This window comes from Alienimonas californiensis (assembly GCF_007743815.1).
Lineage (GTDB): Bacteria > Planctomycetota > Planctomycetia > Planctomycetales > Planctomycetaceae > Alienimonas > Alienimonas californiensis.
On sequence record NZ_CP036265.1, the window covers coordinates 4,795,392 to 4,811,887 of the forward strand.

Here is a 16,496-nt window from a genome sequence, read left to right on the forward strand (position 1 = left end):
CGTTTCTCCCTGATTTACACCCTGACCCACCGCCTGCGGAAGGACCCGCCGTGCAGATCACCGACATTGAGATCGCCCGGTACGGCGTGTGGCGGGACCTGACCCTGCCGCTGGCCGGGCCGGGACTGAACCTGCTCTACGGCCCCAACGAGGCCGGCAAGACCACGCTGATGCGGTTCATCCGCGGCGTGCTGTACGGCTTTGAACCGTTCAGCGCCCACGGCTTCCGCCCGCGATCGGCCGGCCGGAACGGCGGGCGGGACGTCGAAACGACCGAGGGTTGGGACGGCACCCTCCACGCCGAGATCGACGGCGCCCCCCACGTCCTCCGCCGGTTCCGCGAACCCGGCGGCGCCCCCCGCGGCCGGCTGACCGTCACCGATCCGTTCGGCGAGGTGCACGGCGAGGAGTGGCTGCACGAACGGCTCGGCGGATTGTCCGAGGCGATGTACCGCAACGTCTACGCGCTGGGGATCTACGAGCTCCAGGAGCTGGCCACGCTGGAGCACGCGGACGTCGCCGCCCATGTGCACGGGGTGTCGCTGGGTCCGGCGGGCCGCCGGTTCCTCGCCGCCGCCGACGCCGCCGAGGCCACGGCGTCCGGCCTGCTGACGCTCGACGCCCACGACGCCCCGGTCGGCGGCCGCATCGCCGAACTGATGCGGCGCCGCGATCGGCTGGACGCCCAACTCGCCGCCCTGCCAGACGGACGCGCCGCCGCGGGCGAGCTGCGGGCGGATCTGGACCAGCTCGACCGCACCTTCACCCGGTTGGAGCGGAAGAAGAAGCGGCTCCGCCGCGAACTGCGGGGGGCGCGGTACGCCGACAAGGTGCACGGCCCGTGGCGGCAGGTCCGCGACCTGCGGACCGAACTGGGGAAGCTCGGCGGGACCGCCGGGGTGCCCGCGGACGGCCTCACGCGGCTGATCGCCGCCGAGGCGAACCGGGACGCCGCCGCCAAACGGGCCGCCGAGGCCCGCCGCCGGGCTGACGAGGCCCGCAAACACGCCGAAGCGGTGCAGTTCGACGAAGGTCTGGTCGAGCACGCCGGGGCCATCCGCGCACTGGCGCCGCTGACGGAGTGGGCCGAGGAGGCGATCCGCCGCCGCGACGCCGCCTCCGAAGCCGCCGCGACCTTCGCCCGCCGGGCTGACCGGACGGAGGAACTGCTCGGCGACGACGCCGACGCGGACTTCGACGCGGAGGAGATGACCGACGACCAGCTCAAGGCATTCGTCGCCCGCTTCGCCGCCGGCAACGACGCGGGGTCGAAGCGCTTCGCCCGCCTCGCCGCAGCGGCGGGGGCTGATCCGAAACTCGCCCTCGGTTCGCATGAGGACCGCGTGCGAGAGGTCGTCTTCTCGGATGAGGACGACGACGAGGACCGTCCGGAACCGGCCGACTTCGACCTGACCCGCTCCCCGAACGGCGTGGACGTCTCGCCGGAGGCGGAGGAACTGCTGACAGAGGCCGCCGCCTCCTACCGGGCCGCCGGCCTGAAGAATCGGCGGCTCAAGCGGACCTACAAACGCAAGGACCGCCTGTTCCGCAAACGGGAGGCCCGGCGGTCGGAACTGCTGGCCTCCGTCGGCGTGGACGATCCAGCGCTGGCGCTGGCCGCCGCGGACGAGCGGGCGGCCCAGCTGACCCGGCTGTGCGATCTGGTCCGTGAAGAAAACGTGCTGTCCGGCGGTCGCACCGCCGGCGGGCTGCGGCCGGACGAGTGGGCTGCCCGGCTGGAGGTCCCGCCCTGGGTCGGCCTCTGCTTCGGCGTGTTCATGTTCGGCGGAGCGGCGTTCGGGCTGCTCGGGCTGATTCAGGGACTGACCGCCGGCTGGCTCTCCGGGCTGATCTTCCTGCTGATCGGCATGTGCTGCTCCGCCTTTGCGTGGCGGATGCGGGAGCACATGGAAACGGTGCTGACCGACGCCGCCGCCGAAGCCGAAGCCCGCGTGCGGGCGTCGGAGGGCGATCTGGTCCGCACCCGCGAGGAGATCCGCACGCTGCTGATCACCGCGGAGCTGGACCCGGCGAAGTTCCGGGCCCGCAAGGCCGGCCCGGGCGTGGGCGAGTGGAGCCATAAGGCCGCCGCCGCCGCCCTACTGACGATCGAACGCCGCCGCACGAGCCTGGAGAAGGTCGCCGAGACCGCCGACGCCCACGCCAAGCAGCGGCGGGCGCTCTCGGCGCTGCGGGACCGCATTCGGCGCTCGCAGGGCGATCTGACCGCCGGCCGGCAGATGTGGTACGAGGCCCTCGAGGCCGTCGGCCTGCCGGAGGGGGTGAAAACCGCCGAGGCCCTGACGGCGTGGCGGGAGGAACACCGCGAGGCGTTGAAGCTCGCCGCGGACGCGGCCGGCCGGCTTTCCGGCCGGGGCGCGACGCGGGTCGTGGAGAAGCGGATCGCCGTGCCCGTCCCGGTGCCGACCGCCGGCGGGGCGCCGGGCGCTGCGGAGGTTCACGCCGTCCGCGACGCCGCCGCCCAGGCCGCCGCCCGCCAGGACGATCTCACCGCGGCTCTGGCGGCGCTGTCCGCCCGGGTGACGGACCTCGGCCGGGCGCTGAAGCGGCCGGTGGAGGGCAGCGCCGTTAAGGTTCTCGCCCGCTGGGCGGAGGAGCTGGACCGCCTGCAGGACCGCCGTGACGAGCGCACCCGCCGCGTCGCCGAGGCCGATCGTTTGAAGGCCGAGGCCGAGGAACTGACCGCCGCCGAGCGGCGCCACGACGGCGAGGCGACCGCTCTGCTGAAGGCCGCGGGCGTCACCGACCGGGCCGCGTATGAACGGCTCGCCGGGGGCTCCGCGAAGCGGCAGGAGGTCGCGGCGCTTTTGGAAATGGCCGAGGCCGACCTCGCTGCCGCCGCGGCGGAGTCGTCGGAGTTCGCCGTGCAGGAAGAGGACCTCGCCGCCTTCGACGCGGCCGAAAACCGGGCGTCGATCGCCCGGACCGAAGCCCAGTTGGAAGAGATCGAGGACGAACTGCGGGCCGCCCGGGAACGCCGCGGCGGCGTGGCCCGGGAGTTGGAGGGCCTCTCCGCCGACGATGCCCGCGACGCCGTGCGGCTGGAACTGTCCGCCGTGAACCGCGAGTTGCAGGACGCCTCGGAACGCTGGAACGCCGCGAAGCTGGCCGGTCGGGCCTTCGCCTCGATGCGGGCGGACGTCGAACGCACCCGCCAGCCGGCGGTGCTGGCCGCGGCGGGGCGGTATCTGGACCAGCTCACCGGCGGCCGCTACCGCCGGGTCTGGAGCCCGCTGGGCGAGCGTACCCTGATGGTCGAGGACCGGCACGGCGCCGCCCTGACCCCGGATGCCCTCTCCGGCGGCACCCGCGAGCAGCTTTACCTCGCCGTGCGGCTGGGCCTGATGGACCACGTCGCCGAGGCGGATCAAACCGCCACCGGGGCGGAGATCGACGGCAACGGCCTCGACCTGCGTCCGCCGGTCGTGCTGGACGACGTGCTGGTCAACTTCGACCAGTTGCGCACCGAGGCGGCGCTGGACACGTTGCGAACCTTCTGTGCCGAGGAACGTCGGGCCGACGGCTCCATCCGCCCGGCCCGGCAGGTGCTGTTCTTCACCTGTCACCTGCACCTCGCGCACCTGTTCGAGTCGGGCGGGGTGGAGCCGGTCTGGCTGCCGCGGAACGACGCCGCGGATCGGTTCGAGCCGATCCCGCAGGTGCTCGAACCGCGGTCCCGCGTGCTCCGGGCGGCGTAACCCGGTCCACCGGCGAAGGCGAGGCGGGTAGGATGCGGCGACCGGCCGCATCCTCCGAAGCCCGCCCGTTTCGCATGTCGCTCCGCCTGACCCTCGTCGCGGCGACCGCCGCGGCGACCCTGTGTTTCGTCCCCTCCGCCGACGCCGCCCCCCCGTCCATCCACCGCCGAGCGGTGGATCGCCTGACGGTCGCGCTACCCGACGGCGGGGAGGCTGAGTTGCACGGCGTGTTCGCCGGCACGGTCGAGGCCGCCGCGGGCGGCGAGGCGGTGAAGAACCCGGCGGACGCGGTGCGATTTGCCGTGCGGCGAGACGACGTGGACCTCGATCACCCGGGGCTCGTCGCGAAGTGGGAGCAGGCCCCGGCCGCTCCCGCCGCCGAGAAGCCGAAGCAGGCGCCGGCGAGCGACGATCCCGTGGCAATTGCGGAGCAACTCCGCGATCGGCTGGTGCCGTGGATGGAACGGCGTGTCGGCGAGCCGTCGCTGTCGCTGTTCCTGGAAGGGGAGTTTGAGCGGGTCTCCGACCTGCTGGCCGATGCGGACGAGGGGCGGCCGATCGCGGACGGCGACGCGGAGCCGGAACCGGCCGAACCGGCGAGCGAGCCGTCCGTTCGCCGGCCGCGGGGGCCTTGGGCGGTGCTGGCGGTGCCGCGATCGGCCGTGCAGGAGATGCACCGCACGGCCCCGCACCGCCGCCGGCTGGCCCTGCACGCCTGGGACGCCGGGTTGCGGAACGTCGCCCTCCGCGAGACCAACGAGTTGGAGGGGGAACTCCGCGAACGGGGCGGCGACGTTCGCTCCGTCCCCGCCGCCCCGTGGACCGGCGACCGCCCGGTGACGGCGGAACCGGCGGAGACGCCCTTCGTCGCCAAGCTCCAGTCGGAGCACGAATGGGCCGCCCGGGTGGCGATCGTGGAGAGCGCGATGCGGGACGAGTTCTCCTTTCAGGGCACCGGCTCCACGTTGATGAAGACGCCGCAGGCCGGCGAGGCGGTCAACGGACAGGCCCTGATGATGCAGATGGCCGGCGGGCAGTACCGCGACCTGATCGACGAGCTGACCCAGCCCAACGCTTTCTCCCAGCGGGCCCAGCGGGAACGGCAACAGAACCGGAATCAGACGGCGATCGAAGCGGCGGAGCGGGCCGGCCGCTCTGGGGTGCGGGTGACGCGGGTGGCAATGGACGCCGCCGCCCAACGCGCGACCGTCGAAAGCGAGTTCCTCGCCAAAGACGCCGACGGCAACTGGGGTCCGATCTGGTCCGCCCGTGAGGTCCGCGGCTTTGAGGAGGCCGACGCCGACACGGTCGACCGCATCCGGCAGGACCCGCAGGTCGAAGGCCTGTTGAACGGCGGCGGGGCGCTGGGCGGCCTCGGCGGGTTGCTGGGCGGCGGCCTCGGGGGCGGCGGCCTGGGGGGAGCCGGCGGCAGGGGGCTGCTGGAGATGGCGGTGCAGGGCGGGGCGGCGACGAAGTCCGCCCTCGACGCGGTGAACGTCCGCTGGGAGCGGTTCCGTACGCCCTACCTGGAGCGCCTCGACGGCCCGCCGCTCCCGCTGCCCGGGGGATGAAGCACGCCCAATTGCGCCTTACGTTCGTCACGCGACCGTGAGGTGCATCTCCTCCAAGGAATGGGCGCAGAAGGTCGCGGTCCGGGAGTGGGCGGAGGCGAGCAGGTCGGCCACGGTCGTCTCCGCGAGGCAACTCACCCCGTCGGTCGCCCCGTAATAGACCCGGACGTTCGCGCCGAATGGCAGCACGCCGTCCGGACCGGGCGGCTCGTGCGTGACGCCGTTGGCGAACACGACGTCCGGGAAGAACCCGGAGCGTTCGTACTCTTCCTCGGGCACGAGCAGCGGTTCGGCGCCGCGGGCGAGCACGATCGACGGGTCCTCGCGGTCCAGCAGGGCGACGAACAGGGCGTAGGCGCCGGCGGCGGATTTGCCGTGGTAGATCTGCACCCAGCCCTCCTCGGTCAGCAGGCAGGGCGGGCCGCCGCCGATCTTCGCCCCCTCGAACGGCACGTCCGCCCGCGGCCGCAGGATGCAGCGGTGATCGCCCCAGCTGATGAGGTCCGGGGAGGAGGCGGACCAGATGCTCGCCTTGCCGAAGCCGTCGTTGTTCGGCCGGTGCAGGGCCCGCCAGAGGCCGCCGCAGCGGGCGGGGAACAGGCTGACGTCCTTATTGGACGGCGGGAAGATCACGCCGTGCCGGGTGACGGTGCGGAAGTCCCGGGTGCTGGCGAGCGCCGTGCACCAGCCGTCGCCGGAGACGGCCGTGTAGTTGATCCACCAGGTGTCCGCGATCCGGGTGATGCGGGCGTCCTCCACGCCGAACCGCTCCGCCGGGTTCGCGGGGAAAAGGAAAGGTTCGTCCTCGACCGTGAAGTTCACGCCGTCCGTCGAGCGGGCCAGCCGCAGGTGGGACAGCGTGCTGAGGTATTCGACGCCGTCCACCGCCACGCCGCGGGTGTCGCGGGGGATCACGCCGGGGTCGGTCAGCCCGACGTTCAGGACGTCCGGCACGCCGCGACCGTTCTCGAACCGCACCATCGGGACGGCGATCCGCCCCGGCTCGGCGGGAGCGTCCTCGGCGACGCGGAGGAGGAGCAGCGTTTCGTCCCCGAAGGTCGTCGCCGCCGGATTGAACGCCCCGCGGACGCGGAACGCAGGGTTGGACGGCCGCACGTCCACGGGGGAGACGAGCGGATTGGCAGGGTGGCGACGGATCAACGTGGGCAACTCGGAAGCGACGGGCCGACCGGGCGGTCGGCAGGGGCGAGACGCATCACGCTAACGCATCGCAGCGTACCGATGTCCCAACGAGAATCCTCCTCAAACGGTCCGCTTTTCCCTCATGCCGGGTTGCGCTCGAGCGTTTCCAGCAGGTCGTCGAGCGGCACCGTGGCGAAGCCGCTGGCGTGATCGCTCATGGCGTAAGGGATGATCAGTTCGTTGTCGAAGATCTGACCGCCGCAGGAGTAGACGACGTTCGGCACGTAGCCCTCGCGCTCGTTGCCGGCGGGGGTCAGCAGCGGTTCGGGGAGCCGGCCGAGCACCTTCATGGGGTCGTCCTTATCCAGCAGGAACGCTCCGATGCAGTACTTCCGCATCGGGCCGACGCCGTGCGAGAGCACCAGCCACCCGGCCTCGGTCTCGATGGGGGAACCGCAGTTGCCCAACTGCACGAACTCCCACGGCTGCGTGGGGCGCTGAAGGATCTCCTTCTTGTACCAGAAGCCCGGATTGTCGCTGAACATCAGATAAATGTTCTCGCCGTCCTGCCGCCCCACGCAGGCGTAGCGGCCGCCGATCTTGCGGGGGAACAGGCCGAGCCCCTTGTTGGCGACTGCGGGGCCGTTGAGCGTATGGGCCTTGAACGCCAGGAAGTCGGGCGTTTCCAGCAGTTGGGGGAAGGCGGTGCGGCCGTCGTAGGCGGTGTAGGTCGCGTAGTAAGTGATCGTGCCGTCGTCGTCGGTGAACTCGACGAAGCGTGCGTCCTCGATCCCCTTCACCTCGCTGGGGGTGGAGGGGAAGATGATCCGCTCGCACAACGGCAGATCGTCGTCGAACCGGATCTCGTAGTTGCTCTCGGCAAGCCCGACGACGGCGTCGGCCGCCTCCTGGGCCACCCGGGGCGGCAGCGGTTCGGTGCGGCGGGCCTCCTCGACCACGTCCCGCAGTTCCGAGAAGGTGAATCGCTCCGCGAGCCGGCCCATCACCGCCCGGACGAAATCGTACTTCACCCCCAGTTCGAGCAGCTTTTTGCCGAATAGCGACCGTTCGAAGGAGCGGTCCAGCGTGCGTTCCGGCGTGGTGACGTAGGCGGTGACGGGGTCGAGTTCGATCCGGGGCGAACGGCCGCGGCGGCCGGTCGCGTCGCCGCCCGGCGGGCTGATCACGCCGCTGCGGAACTGCAAACTGGAGATGTGCCCCTCGCCGGTCGCCCGCAAACTGAGGATAAACCGCTTGGCACCGGCTTTCAGACCCGACTGGTCCGGGTGCCAGATCATCGAGGGGTTGAAGAGCGCCGCCGCTTCGAGGCTGTATTCGTTGGTGAAATAGGCGCCGATGAGCAGTTCGCGCTCCCGGGAGAGCGGGGCGTCGGTCAGCCGAAGGTGGCCGACCTCGCCGAACCGGCGGGCGAAGAACTTCAGCAGGTTGCGGTGCCGATCGCCGAACTCCTCCGTCACCCAGTCCAGCTCGGACTGCACCTCCGCGTCGGAGAGGGTCATGATCCGGGCGATGATCGTGCGGGCGCGCTCGGGGCCCCCGGGGAAGAACGGCCGGAACAGCACCCGGCGGGGGTCCGGCGTGATGGAAACGCCAGGAACGCGGCGGGCCTGCATGGGCAAGGACGGGCGTGCGAGAGAGTGACGGACGGGAGAGGGAACCTCGAGGCGCGCGGATTGTAACGACCCTGCGGAAACCGGCACCGGAGTTCCCCGGGTTTGCGGCGGCCCGGGGCCGGCCCGCGGCGAACTGCCGCGCGGCCGGGTTTTGCGACCTACGCTCGCCGGACGGCCGCCCCCCGGCCGCCGAACTTCCCGACTCCTCCCGCTCCCGCAAGTTTCCCATGTCCGCCGCTCTGCCTGACGGCCCGCTGCTGGATCTGCCCGCCGACTACCGCACGCCGGACGCGTTCGAGAACGGTCTGTTCACCGCGACGCACCGCCTCGCGGAGACGGGACTGTTCACGGAGGAGAACGTGCTCCGCATGCTGGAGACGCACCCGCGGGACCTGGCGAACGTCTCCCGCATGGGCCACGACCCGACCGTGCTGGAGTGGAGCGAAGGCCTGACGGAAGGGCTGAGCCCCGAAGACGTGCTTGCCGCCCTGAAGAAGGGCCGGCTGTGGCTGAACATCCGCAAGGTGCTGGACCACCAGCCCGAGGCCGCCGCGGCGATCAATCGGCTCTACGACGACTTGGAAGCCGCCTGCCCCGGCTTCACGGCGACCCGCCGCAGCGCCAACGTGCTCGTGAGCAGCCCGGGGGCGATGGTCTACTACCACATCGACGTGCCGCAGAACATTCTCTGGCACGTCAGCGGGGAGAAGCGCGTCTGGGCCTACCCGCAGCGCCTGGCCGACACCCCGCGGGACGAGTTGGAAGCGATCGTTGCAGTGAAGAAGGCGGAGGACGCCGGCTACCACCCGGAGTGGGACGACGCGGCCTTCGCCGTCGATCTGAAGCCGGGCGAGTGGATCACCTGGCCGCAGCACACCCCGCACCGCGTGCAGAACACCGTCGGTCTGAACATCTCCGTCAGCACGGAGCACTACAGCCCGCGGGCGTTCCGCTACGTCCGGGCCCACCGGGCGAACCGCATGCTGCGGGACCGGTTCGGCCTGTCGCTGTCGAGCACGAAGACCTCCGGCCTGGGCTATCAGGCCAAGGCCGCCGCGTACCTCGCGGGTCGGGCGGTGCAGGAGTACGTGACGAAGAAGCGCGGTCTGTACCACTACCCGAAGACGTTCCGCGTCGACCCGAAGGCCCCGCACGCCACGGTCGAACTGAACGGCGGCCCCACGCCGGCGGCGTTCCTGCCGCGGGCGGCCGCCGAGCCGAAGGCTGAATCCGCCGCCGAGCCCGAGCGAGCCCGCGAGCCGGAACTGGCGCTGGCGTAACGCCAATCAGCCGCGATCACGCCGCGGCGTGCTCGCGGCAGCGTCGTACGCCGCAGTCGCTGGGACGAGTCTGCGAGAGCGACGGTCGCCCGGAGGCGAAAATTCCGAGTCGAACGGCTGGGGCAAGTTTGCTGGCGGACTGGGTTTTTTGGATGCTGCGGCGACCTTGCCCCGCGTCGTCGCCTGCCCATGTCGCGCACTCTCCTCTCGGTCGCCGTCGCCTGGTTCGGAGCCAGCGTCGCCTCCGGGGACCTCATCGTCGCCTTCCAGTCTAAAACTTCCTCGGGCACAGTCCCGGCGGGGCTGACGGGCGCCGGCGTCATCGATACCCCGCTGGAACGCGGCGGCGGCCTGAAGGCGGACTCCGGCGGGACGTTCAGCTCCACCGGCTGGACGGTCGAAGGCGACGTGGCGACCGCGATCGCCGCGGGCGATTTTCTGACGTGGGGGTTCACGTCAGACGCCGCCTACGATCTGACGGACCTGGGAATCCGATATGATCGCACCTTCTCGGGGCCGGGATCGCTCGCGATCGACCTCTCCGTGAACGGCGGCAACTTCGAACGCGTGTTCTCGGACGACGACGTCGACGCGACGGGCGAAACGCTGTCCGGTATCGATCTGTCCCGGTTCTCGGGCGTCACCTCCGCCACGTTTCGCCTCGCGGGATGGGACGCGCTGCTGTCGACCGGTCTGTTCGAGATTGAAAACGACTTCACGATCGGCGGAGCGAGTTATGGGATCGTGGTGAACGGCGACGTCGCCGGGCCGGCGGCGGTGCCGGAGCCGGGCGCGGCGCTCCTGCTGGGCCTCGCTGGGGCGGGGGGCTGGCTGCTCCGCCGGCGGACCGCGTCGCCCCGCGGCCGCCGACCGCTCAACGCCGACCACTAATCGACTAGGGATTCCGCCCGGTGCGCCTCGGGCGACTCCGGCTACGCTGGTCGCCATGACGACCGACGCCGAGGAACCCGGGGAATCCGCCGCAGCCGCCGCGAATTCGCCCGTCGGGGTCGCGGATCCCGCAGAGGGTCGCGCTGACGGGGGGAAGCTCGACCTGGGGCCGGTCCAGCAAACCCTGCTGGTTCCGCTGTGGGCCCGGGCCGCGGAGACCCGCAGCCGGTTGTCGATCCTGTCGGACCCGCGGGCGGTCGAGATCGTCGACGCCCTCGGCGATCGATTCGGGCATTTCAATCGCTTCGCACTCCGCAGTCGCATCGGCATCGCCCTGCGGACGTTGCAGTTCGACGACTGGCTGCGGGCGTTCCTCGTCGCTCATCCCGGCGGCACGGTGGCGGACGTCGGCGTGGGGCTGAACACCCGGTTCGAGCGCTGCGACGACGGCGTCTCGCACTGGCTGGAGGTCGACCTGCCGGACAGCATGGCCGTCCGCCGCCGGTACTTCGCGGAGACGGACCGGCGGACGATGCTGGCCGGCTCCGTGCTGGAACCGGACTGGATCGATCGGCTGCTGGAGTTGCCGCCGCCGTACTTCGTCTGCATCGAGGGGGTGCTGATGTACCTGCCGGAAGCGGGGGTCCGCCGCCTGATCGACATGCTGGGCGAACGCCTGCCGGGCGCGACGCTGACCTTCGACGCCCTCACGCCCGACGGCGTCGCCACCCAGTCCCAACACGACACGCTGAAGCACTTCGAGGCCCGCTTCGACTGGGGCGTGGAAGACGTACGCTCGCTGGAGAGTTGGCGGAGCGACCTGACCTGCGAAGACGCGGTCACGCTGAAGGAGATCGCCGTGCGGAACGTCGCCCGGATGCCCTGGATGCTCAAGCTGATCGGTTTGGGCATGAGCACCGTCAAACGGCGGGCGGTGAAGGCCTACTGGTTGGCGAAATACCGGGTGGGTTGAGCTTTGCGGAGGATCGCACCCGAAGGGGGGGACTGCATCACGCCCTGCGCATCCGGCGCCACCGGCCGGGGATTTCGCGGGCTGGCGGCGCCTCCGCCGCGAGGGCCGACGGCGTGACGTAGGGTTCGGAGCCGCCCGCTCTCGGACGGCGACTCCGAATCGACCCGATGCTCCGCCCGTCCCGCACCGCAGGCGCCTCCCGGCAGATCGAGCGGAAACGCTTGCGCCGGCGCATCGACCGTCGGGTCGAGCTGATGACGGCCCGGCTGGCCCGGCGGATCGACCGGCCCTTCGCCACGCTGATGCCGCTCCAGTGGCTCGCCTGCGTGGTCATCGCGGTCTGGATCTGCCCGCACCCCTACCAGGACACGCCGGCGGAGATCGCAGCGGCGGGGCCGAACCCGCAGTTGTTCGCCGCGGCCCTCGGCGGTGGGTTGATCGCCCTGATCCCGATGGTGCTGATCGCCACGCGGCCGGGGAAACCGATCACCCGCCACGTCATCGGCGTGGCTCAGGTGTGCTTCAGCGCCCTGCTGATCTACGAGACCGGCGGTCGGATCGAGACGCATTTCCACATCTACCTCTCGCTGGCGTTCCTCGCCGCGTACCGCGACTGGCGGGCGCTGGCCCTGCCGACCGCCCTAGTGCTGGCCAATCACTACGTCGCCGGGCGGCTGTGGCCGGAAGTGCTCTACGGCACCCCGAACCCCAGCCCCTGGACCTGGGCCGAACACGCCTTCTGGCTGCTGTTCACGGACGCGGTGCTGGTGATCGGCTGCCTGCGTGGCACCGCGGAAACCCGCCGGATCGCCGCCGCCGTCGCCCGGGAGAAGGCCGCCCTGCGGGTGGCCGCCGCCGAGCGCGACGCCGCCACCGCCGCGGACCAGGCGAAAAGCGCCTTTCTGGCCAATATGAGCCACGAGATTCGCACGCCGCTGAACGCGATCCTCGGCTTCACCGACATCCTCCGCGCCGGCGAATGCCCCCCCGCGGAGCGCGACGAGCACCTCGACACGATTCGCGGCAGCGGCGACCACCTGCTGTCGCTCATCAACGATATTCTCGACCTGTCCAAGGTGGAGAGCGGTCGGATGACGTTCGAGCACGTCGAGTGCGATCCGAACGCGATCCTCGCCGGGGTGCTCAGCGGGATGCGGGTCGTGGCGGCGGAGAAGGGGCTGTCGCTGGAATCCCGCTGGCGGGGGCCGGTTCCGCGGACAATCGTCTCCGATCCGGCCCGCCTGCGTCAGGTTCTGCTGAATCTGGTGGGGAACGCGGTCAAGTTCACGTCGGAGGGCGGCGTGCGGCTGGCGGCGGAGGTCGTGCCGGCCCGCGACGGCCGCGGCTACCTGCTGGGGGTCGACGTCTTCGACACCGGTGAGGGCATCGCCCCGGAGAAGCTCGACTGCATCTTCGACCCGTTCACGCAGGCCGACGTCAGCGTGACCCGCCGACACGGCGGCACCGGACTGGGGCTGTCGATCAGCCGACAGATCGCCGAGCACCTGGGCGGCGGCATCGTCGCGGCCAGCCGTTGCGGCGCGGGCAGCCTGTTCCGGGTGACCGTCGCCGCCGGCGACCTGGAGGGGGTCGAGTGGATCGACTGCGCCCAAAGCGGCACCCCCGCCGAAGCCGTCGGCAGCGATGCGGGACCCTCCTGTCCGCTGCCGCAACCGATCCAGCCGGACGCCCGCATCCTGCTGGTGGACGACGGCGACGTGAACCGCCGCCTGATCCGAGTGGTGCTCGGCCGCGCCGGCCTCGTGCCGGACGAGGCGACGAACGGACGGGCCGCGCTGGACCGGGCCCTCGCCGCCCGTCGCGCCGGCCGTGGTTACGACCTGATCCTCATGGACATGCAGATGCCCGTGATGGACGGCTACGCGGCCGCCACCCGCATGCGTGAGGAAGGTCTGACGGCGCCGATCGTCGCCCTCACCGCCCACGCGATGTCCGGCGACCGGGCGAAATGCGTCGCCGCCGGGTGCACGGAATATCTATCCAAGCCGGTCCGCCCCACGGATCTGCTGGTGCTGCTCGGCGAGTTGATCCCGGCAGCCACGCCCGCCGACGCCGCCCCCCCGACTCTCCAGGCGCCCGTCGCAACGCTGGCCGCGCCGGTCGCCGCCGAATCGTCGGTCGCTCTGTCGCCCGTCGCCCCGGCGCCGACCGCCCCGGTTCTTGGTCCAATCCATGAGGACGAGGACGCCGCGGACGAGGTGCGTCCGCCCGGCTGCGAGTTGGACGAGGATGACAGCGATTTGTGGCCGATCGCCGCGGAGTTCCTCGCCTCCCTGCCGCACCGATTGCAGGAGTGCCGCTCGCTGCTCGACGCCGGCGACGCCGCGGGGCTGTGTGACGCCGCCCACAAGCTGGCCGGCACCGCGGGCACGCTCGGCTACCCGCGGTTCACCGCCCCCGCCGCCGCGCTGGAGGCCGCCGCGGAGGCCCGTCGGGACGAAGCGGAGTTGCTGCGGCTCGTCGCGGACCTGAACGACCTGTCCGCCGCCCTCCAAATCTCCGCCCCGCACGTCGCGGCCCCCGCCCCCGCAGCCGCCGGCGCGTGAGGGCAGGGGACCGTGGAAGCAGCGCGCCCGGGAGGATTCGAACCTCCGACCGCCGGATTAGAAGTCCGATGCTCTATCCAACTGAGCTACGGGCGCTGAGAGTCGCACTCTAACCGTCCGCAAGGCGGCCGGCACGGGAACCGCCGGTGCGTCCTCCGGACCCGCCCCCTTCGCTCCCGGTTCGCGGCGGCTGGGTTTGCCGGAGGGCCGCATCGGGAATTGTCGGATGCGCCTGCAAGATGTTCCACGAGCCCCCCGGCGCCCGTTCGACGGAAGCGCCGCCGAGGCGGACTTGAGGATGAAAGTCGTTTCTCCAGCGTCACTTACGGGATTCCCCGAGGGAATCCCGAGGCCGCGGCACGGGAATCGCGTGGTCGTCGGATCGGCCGCAGGAAGCGGCCCGCACGACTCCCGACCGCCCGATCGAGAACCCCGGCATGGATGCCTGGATCCGCCCCGCGCTGCTGTGCGCGACGTTGCTGTCGGTCTCCGCCTCGCCGGACCCGGCCCCGGACGCCAAGGCGGCGGCCGCCGTTCCCCCGAGCGAAGCCCCCGTGGCGGCCGAGCCGGGACTCTCCGACGCCCGCACCGCCGGTTTCGACGGCGCCTTCCGCGTCTCCGACCCGGCGGAAACCGAGACCGCGGCCGAGCGGACCGCCGCCCGCAACGGACAGGCCCGGCACCGCACGAAGAACTTTATCTGCTACGCCAAGGACTCCCGCCTCGCCCGGGAGGTCTGCATGGAGGCCGAACGGCAGCGGGAAGTGCTGGCGATGAAGTGGCTCGGCGCGACGATCCCGGACTGGCCGGAGCCCTGTCCCATCACCGTGACCGCCTGCTGGCCCGGCAAAGGCGCCGGCGGGGCGACAACCTTCGGCTTTCACACCGTGAACCGGAACGGCCGCGAGGAACCGGCCGTCGGCGGGTTCCGCATGCAGGTGGAGGGCAGCCGCGAACGCCTGCTCGACTCCGTCATCCCCCACGAGGTGAACCACACGATCTTCGCCTCGCACTTCCGCAAGCCGCTGCCCCGCTGGGCCGACGAGGGCGCCGCCACGCTGACGGAGTTCAAAAGCGAACGCATGCGGCAGCGGCACACGCTGGTCCGCCAGTGGAAGACCCACCGCTACCGCGTCTCCCACCTCATCACCCAGACCGAATACCCCGGCGACCCCCGCAACCCCTCGCCCGGCGACGCCGACAAGGTGATGCAGGTTTACGCCCAGGGCTACTCCCTTGCCGACTTCCTCGTGCAACGCGGCGGCAAAGCGGCGTTCCTGCGGGCCCTGGAGGACGCCTCCCGCCGCATCCCCGGCGGCGGTCGCGGGGGGATCGACTGGGAATACCCGCTGGACCGCTGGAACGCGGCCCTGGAAAAGCACTTCGACCTGACCGTGCAGGACCTGGAACAGGAGTGGCACGGCTGGGTGATGGCCGGCTGCCAGCCGCTGAACCTGCCGGACGGCGTACAGCTTGCGGAGAACCGCCGGGACGGGGACGCCCCGGTGCGGACCGCGGCCGCCTCCCGCCCGGCCGGGGACGACCCCGCCGTCCGCGCCCAGAGCCCGGACGCCCGGGCCGCCGACGACCGGCGGATCGCCGCCGCCGAGACGTCCGCCGCCTCGACCGCCCGCTCCGCGTCCTCCGGCGGTTCCTTCGCCGACTCCCGCCCCGACGCCGGCCCCGCGGCCCGTCCGGCACCGTTGAACTCCTTCGTTCCTTACGAACGCCTCGCCGGTCGCAACGACTGACTCGAGCGGCGGCAATCCCTCCGGGCCGCAGGCGCGTCGATCGGCGAAGCGTTGTCGGAAGCGCCGCACGGCTTACCATACCGGCGTTCCCTACTTCGCGGATTCGCCCTGATGGACCCCGGCCACTATGCCCTCCTGCTGTTGGCGGTGGGGCTGGCCGTGCTGGTCGTCGAGGTGTTCGTCCCGAGCGGCGGCCTGCTGGCGGCGCTGTCGATGTGCTGCCTGGCGGGCAGCCTGTTCTGTGCGGTCTGGGAGTGGTGGGGCGAAAACATGCTCGCCTTCTGGGCCTACATCGGCTGCACCGCGGTGCTGATCCCCGCGACGCTGGGGGGCTCATTCTACATGCTGCCGAGGACGGAGTTCGGCCGCCGCCTGCTGCAGGAAGCGCCGACGCCGGAGGAAACCGCCTCCTTCACCGAGGAACGGGCGGCCCTCGCCGCGGCGGTCGGCCGCCGCGGCAAGACGCTCACCCTGCACAACCCCGGGGGGCTGGTGGAGGTCGACGGTGCCCGCTTCCACGCGGAGGCCCGCGGCCCGATGCTCGACGCCGGCGAGCCGATCGAGGTCGTCGGGACCCGCGGCAACCGCCTGCTGGTCCGGTACGCAAAGGACGACGTCCCGCCGATCCTGCAAGAGATCGACGACGCCCCCCCCGCGGGCACGCCGCCGGGCGAACCGCGGCGGGCGGAGAACCCCGTCCCCCCGGTGATCGACCCGGACCCGGACCGACCCGGCGGGCATATCGACGCCCACGCCCCGGTCGGCTACGCCCACGAATCGCCCCCGGAGAAGTCGCCGCCGACCGATCTGGAGGAGGTCTCCTCCCCGGACGACATGACCTCCGGAGACGCGAAGCGGCCGGGGACCGCGGCGACGAAAGATCAGGCGGTCAGCAACCGCAACGACGAGGTCGCCGACCCGTTCGCCGCCGACGCGGAGCGGGAAGGGATCAAGTGAAGGGGTTCGA

General features: G+C 71.7%; 10 protein-coding genes and 1 tRNA gene. 8 read left to right on the forward strand and 3 right to left on the reverse strand.

What is annotated here, in order from left to right; translation table 11 throughout:
- Positions 1-50: 50 nt before the first annotated feature.
- Entirely contained in the window at positions 51-3,719 is a 3,669-nt protein-coding gene (locus CA12_RS19030; RefSeq protein ID WP_145360679.1) for an AAA family ATPase, read from the forward strand.
- A 74-nt stretch (positions 3,720-3,793) separates the two neighbouring features.
- Complete coding sequence (locus tag CA12_RS22635) at positions 3,794-5,290, forward strand: hypothetical protein (RefSeq protein WP_145360681.1); 1,497 nt, start codon at positions 3,794-3,796, stop codon at positions 5,288-5,290.
- 27 nt (positions 5,291-5,317) lie between these two features.
- On the opposite strand, the gene CA12_RS19040 is transcribed toward CA12_RS22635, so the two are convergent.
- A complete protein-coding gene (locus CA12_RS19040; protein ID WP_207622046.1) occupies positions 5,318-6,451 on the reverse strand; it encodes a glycoside hydrolase family 130 protein in 1,134 nt (377 codons plus the stop codon).
- 122 nt (positions 6,452-6,573) lie between these two features.
- The gene (locus CA12_RS19045; protein WP_145360683.1) at positions 6,574-8,067 is read right to left on the reverse strand and encodes a glycoside hydrolase family 130 protein; all 1,494 of its coding nucleotides are present in this window, start codon (positions 8,065-8,067) and stop codon (positions 6,574-6,576) included.
- A 227-nt stretch (positions 8,068-8,294) separates the two neighbouring features.
- On the opposite strand from CA12_RS19045, the gene CA12_RS19050 reads away from it, so the two are divergent.
- From CA12_RS19050 to CA12_RS19065, 4 genes are all read left to right on the forward strand, one after another.
- Entirely contained in the window at positions 8,295-9,347 is a 1,053-nt protein-coding gene (locus CA12_RS19050) for a cupin-like domain-containing protein (protein WP_145360685.1), read from the forward strand.
- Positions 9,348-9,536: 189 nt separating this feature from the next.
- Positions 9,537-10,238 carry a PEP-CTERM sorting domain-containing protein gene (locus CA12_RS19055; protein ID WP_145360687.1) on the forward strand — a complete coding sequence of 234 codons (702 nt, stop codon included), beginning with the start codon at positions 9,537-9,539 and terminating at the stop codon, positions 10,236-10,238.
- Positions 10,239-10,293: 55 nt separating this feature from the next.
- Positions 10,294-11,211, forward strand: a complete 918-nt coding sequence (locus CA12_RS19060) for a class I SAM-dependent methyltransferase (RefSeq protein ID WP_145360689.1) — start codon at positions 10,294-10,296, stop codon at positions 11,209-11,211.
- Between the two features lie 167 nt (positions 11,212-11,378).
- On the forward strand, positions 11,379-13,778 hold the full coding sequence (locus CA12_RS19065; RefSeq protein WP_145360691.1) for a response regulator: 2,400 nt from the start codon (positions 11,379-11,381) through the stop codon (positions 13,776-13,778).
- A gap of 22 nt (positions 13,779-13,800) precedes the next feature.
- Here the strand turns inward: CA12_RS19065 and CA12_RS19070 are convergent.
- A tRNA-Arg gene (locus CA12_RS19070) sits at positions 13,801-13,874 on the reverse strand.
- Positions 13,875-14,215: 341 nt separating this feature from the next.
- Here CA12_RS19070 and CA12_RS19075 point away from each other — a divergent pair.
- Both CA12_RS19075 and CA12_RS19080 read left to right on the forward strand, forming a co-directional pair.
- On the forward strand, positions 14,216-15,529 hold the full coding sequence (locus tag CA12_RS19075) for a hypothetical protein (RefSeq protein ID WP_145360693.1): 1,314 nt from the start codon (positions 14,216-14,218) through the stop codon (positions 15,527-15,529).
- A gap of 111 nt (positions 15,530-15,640) precedes the next feature.
- The gene (locus CA12_RS19080) at positions 15,641-16,486 is read left to right on the forward strand and encodes an NfeD family protein (protein WP_145360695.1); all 846 of its coding nucleotides are present in this window, start codon (positions 15,641-15,643) and stop codon (positions 16,484-16,486) included.
- Positions 16,487-16,496 lie beyond the last annotated feature (10 nt).

Bases quoted from the DNA above. Each gene is read 5' to 3' on its own strand.
- CA12_RS19065 (WP_145360691.1), top strand. From the start codon at position 11,379: ATGCTCCGCCCGTCCCGCACCGCAGGCGCCTCCCGGCAGATCGAGCGG.
- CA12_RS19075 (WP_145360693.1), top strand. From the start codon at position 14,216: ATGGATGCCTGGATCCGCCCCGCGCTGCTGTGCGCGACGTTGCTGTCG.
- CA12_RS19060 (WP_145360689.1), top strand. From the start codon at position 10,294: ATGACGACCGACGCCGAGGAACCCGGGGAATCCGCCGCAGCCGCCGCG.
- CA12_RS19045 (WP_145360683.1), bottom strand. From the start codon at position 8,067: ATGCAGGCCCGCCGCGTTCCTGGCGTTTCCATCACGCCGGACCCCCGC.
- CA12_RS19080 (WP_145360695.1), top strand. From the start codon at position 15,641: ATGGACCCCGGCCACTATGCCCTCCTGCTGTTGGCGGTGGGGCTGGCC.
- CA12_RS19050 (WP_145360685.1), top strand. From the start codon at position 8,295: ATGTCCGCCGCTCTGCCTGACGGCCCGCTGCTGGATCTGCCCGCCGAC.
- CA12_RS22635 (WP_145360681.1), top strand. From the start codon at position 3,794: ATGTCGCTCCGCCTGACCCTCGTCGCGGCGACCGCCGCGGCGACCCTG.
- CA12_RS19055 (WP_145360687.1), top strand. From the start codon at position 9,537: ATGTCGCGCACTCTCCTCTCGGTCGCCGTCGCCTGGTTCGGAGCCAGC.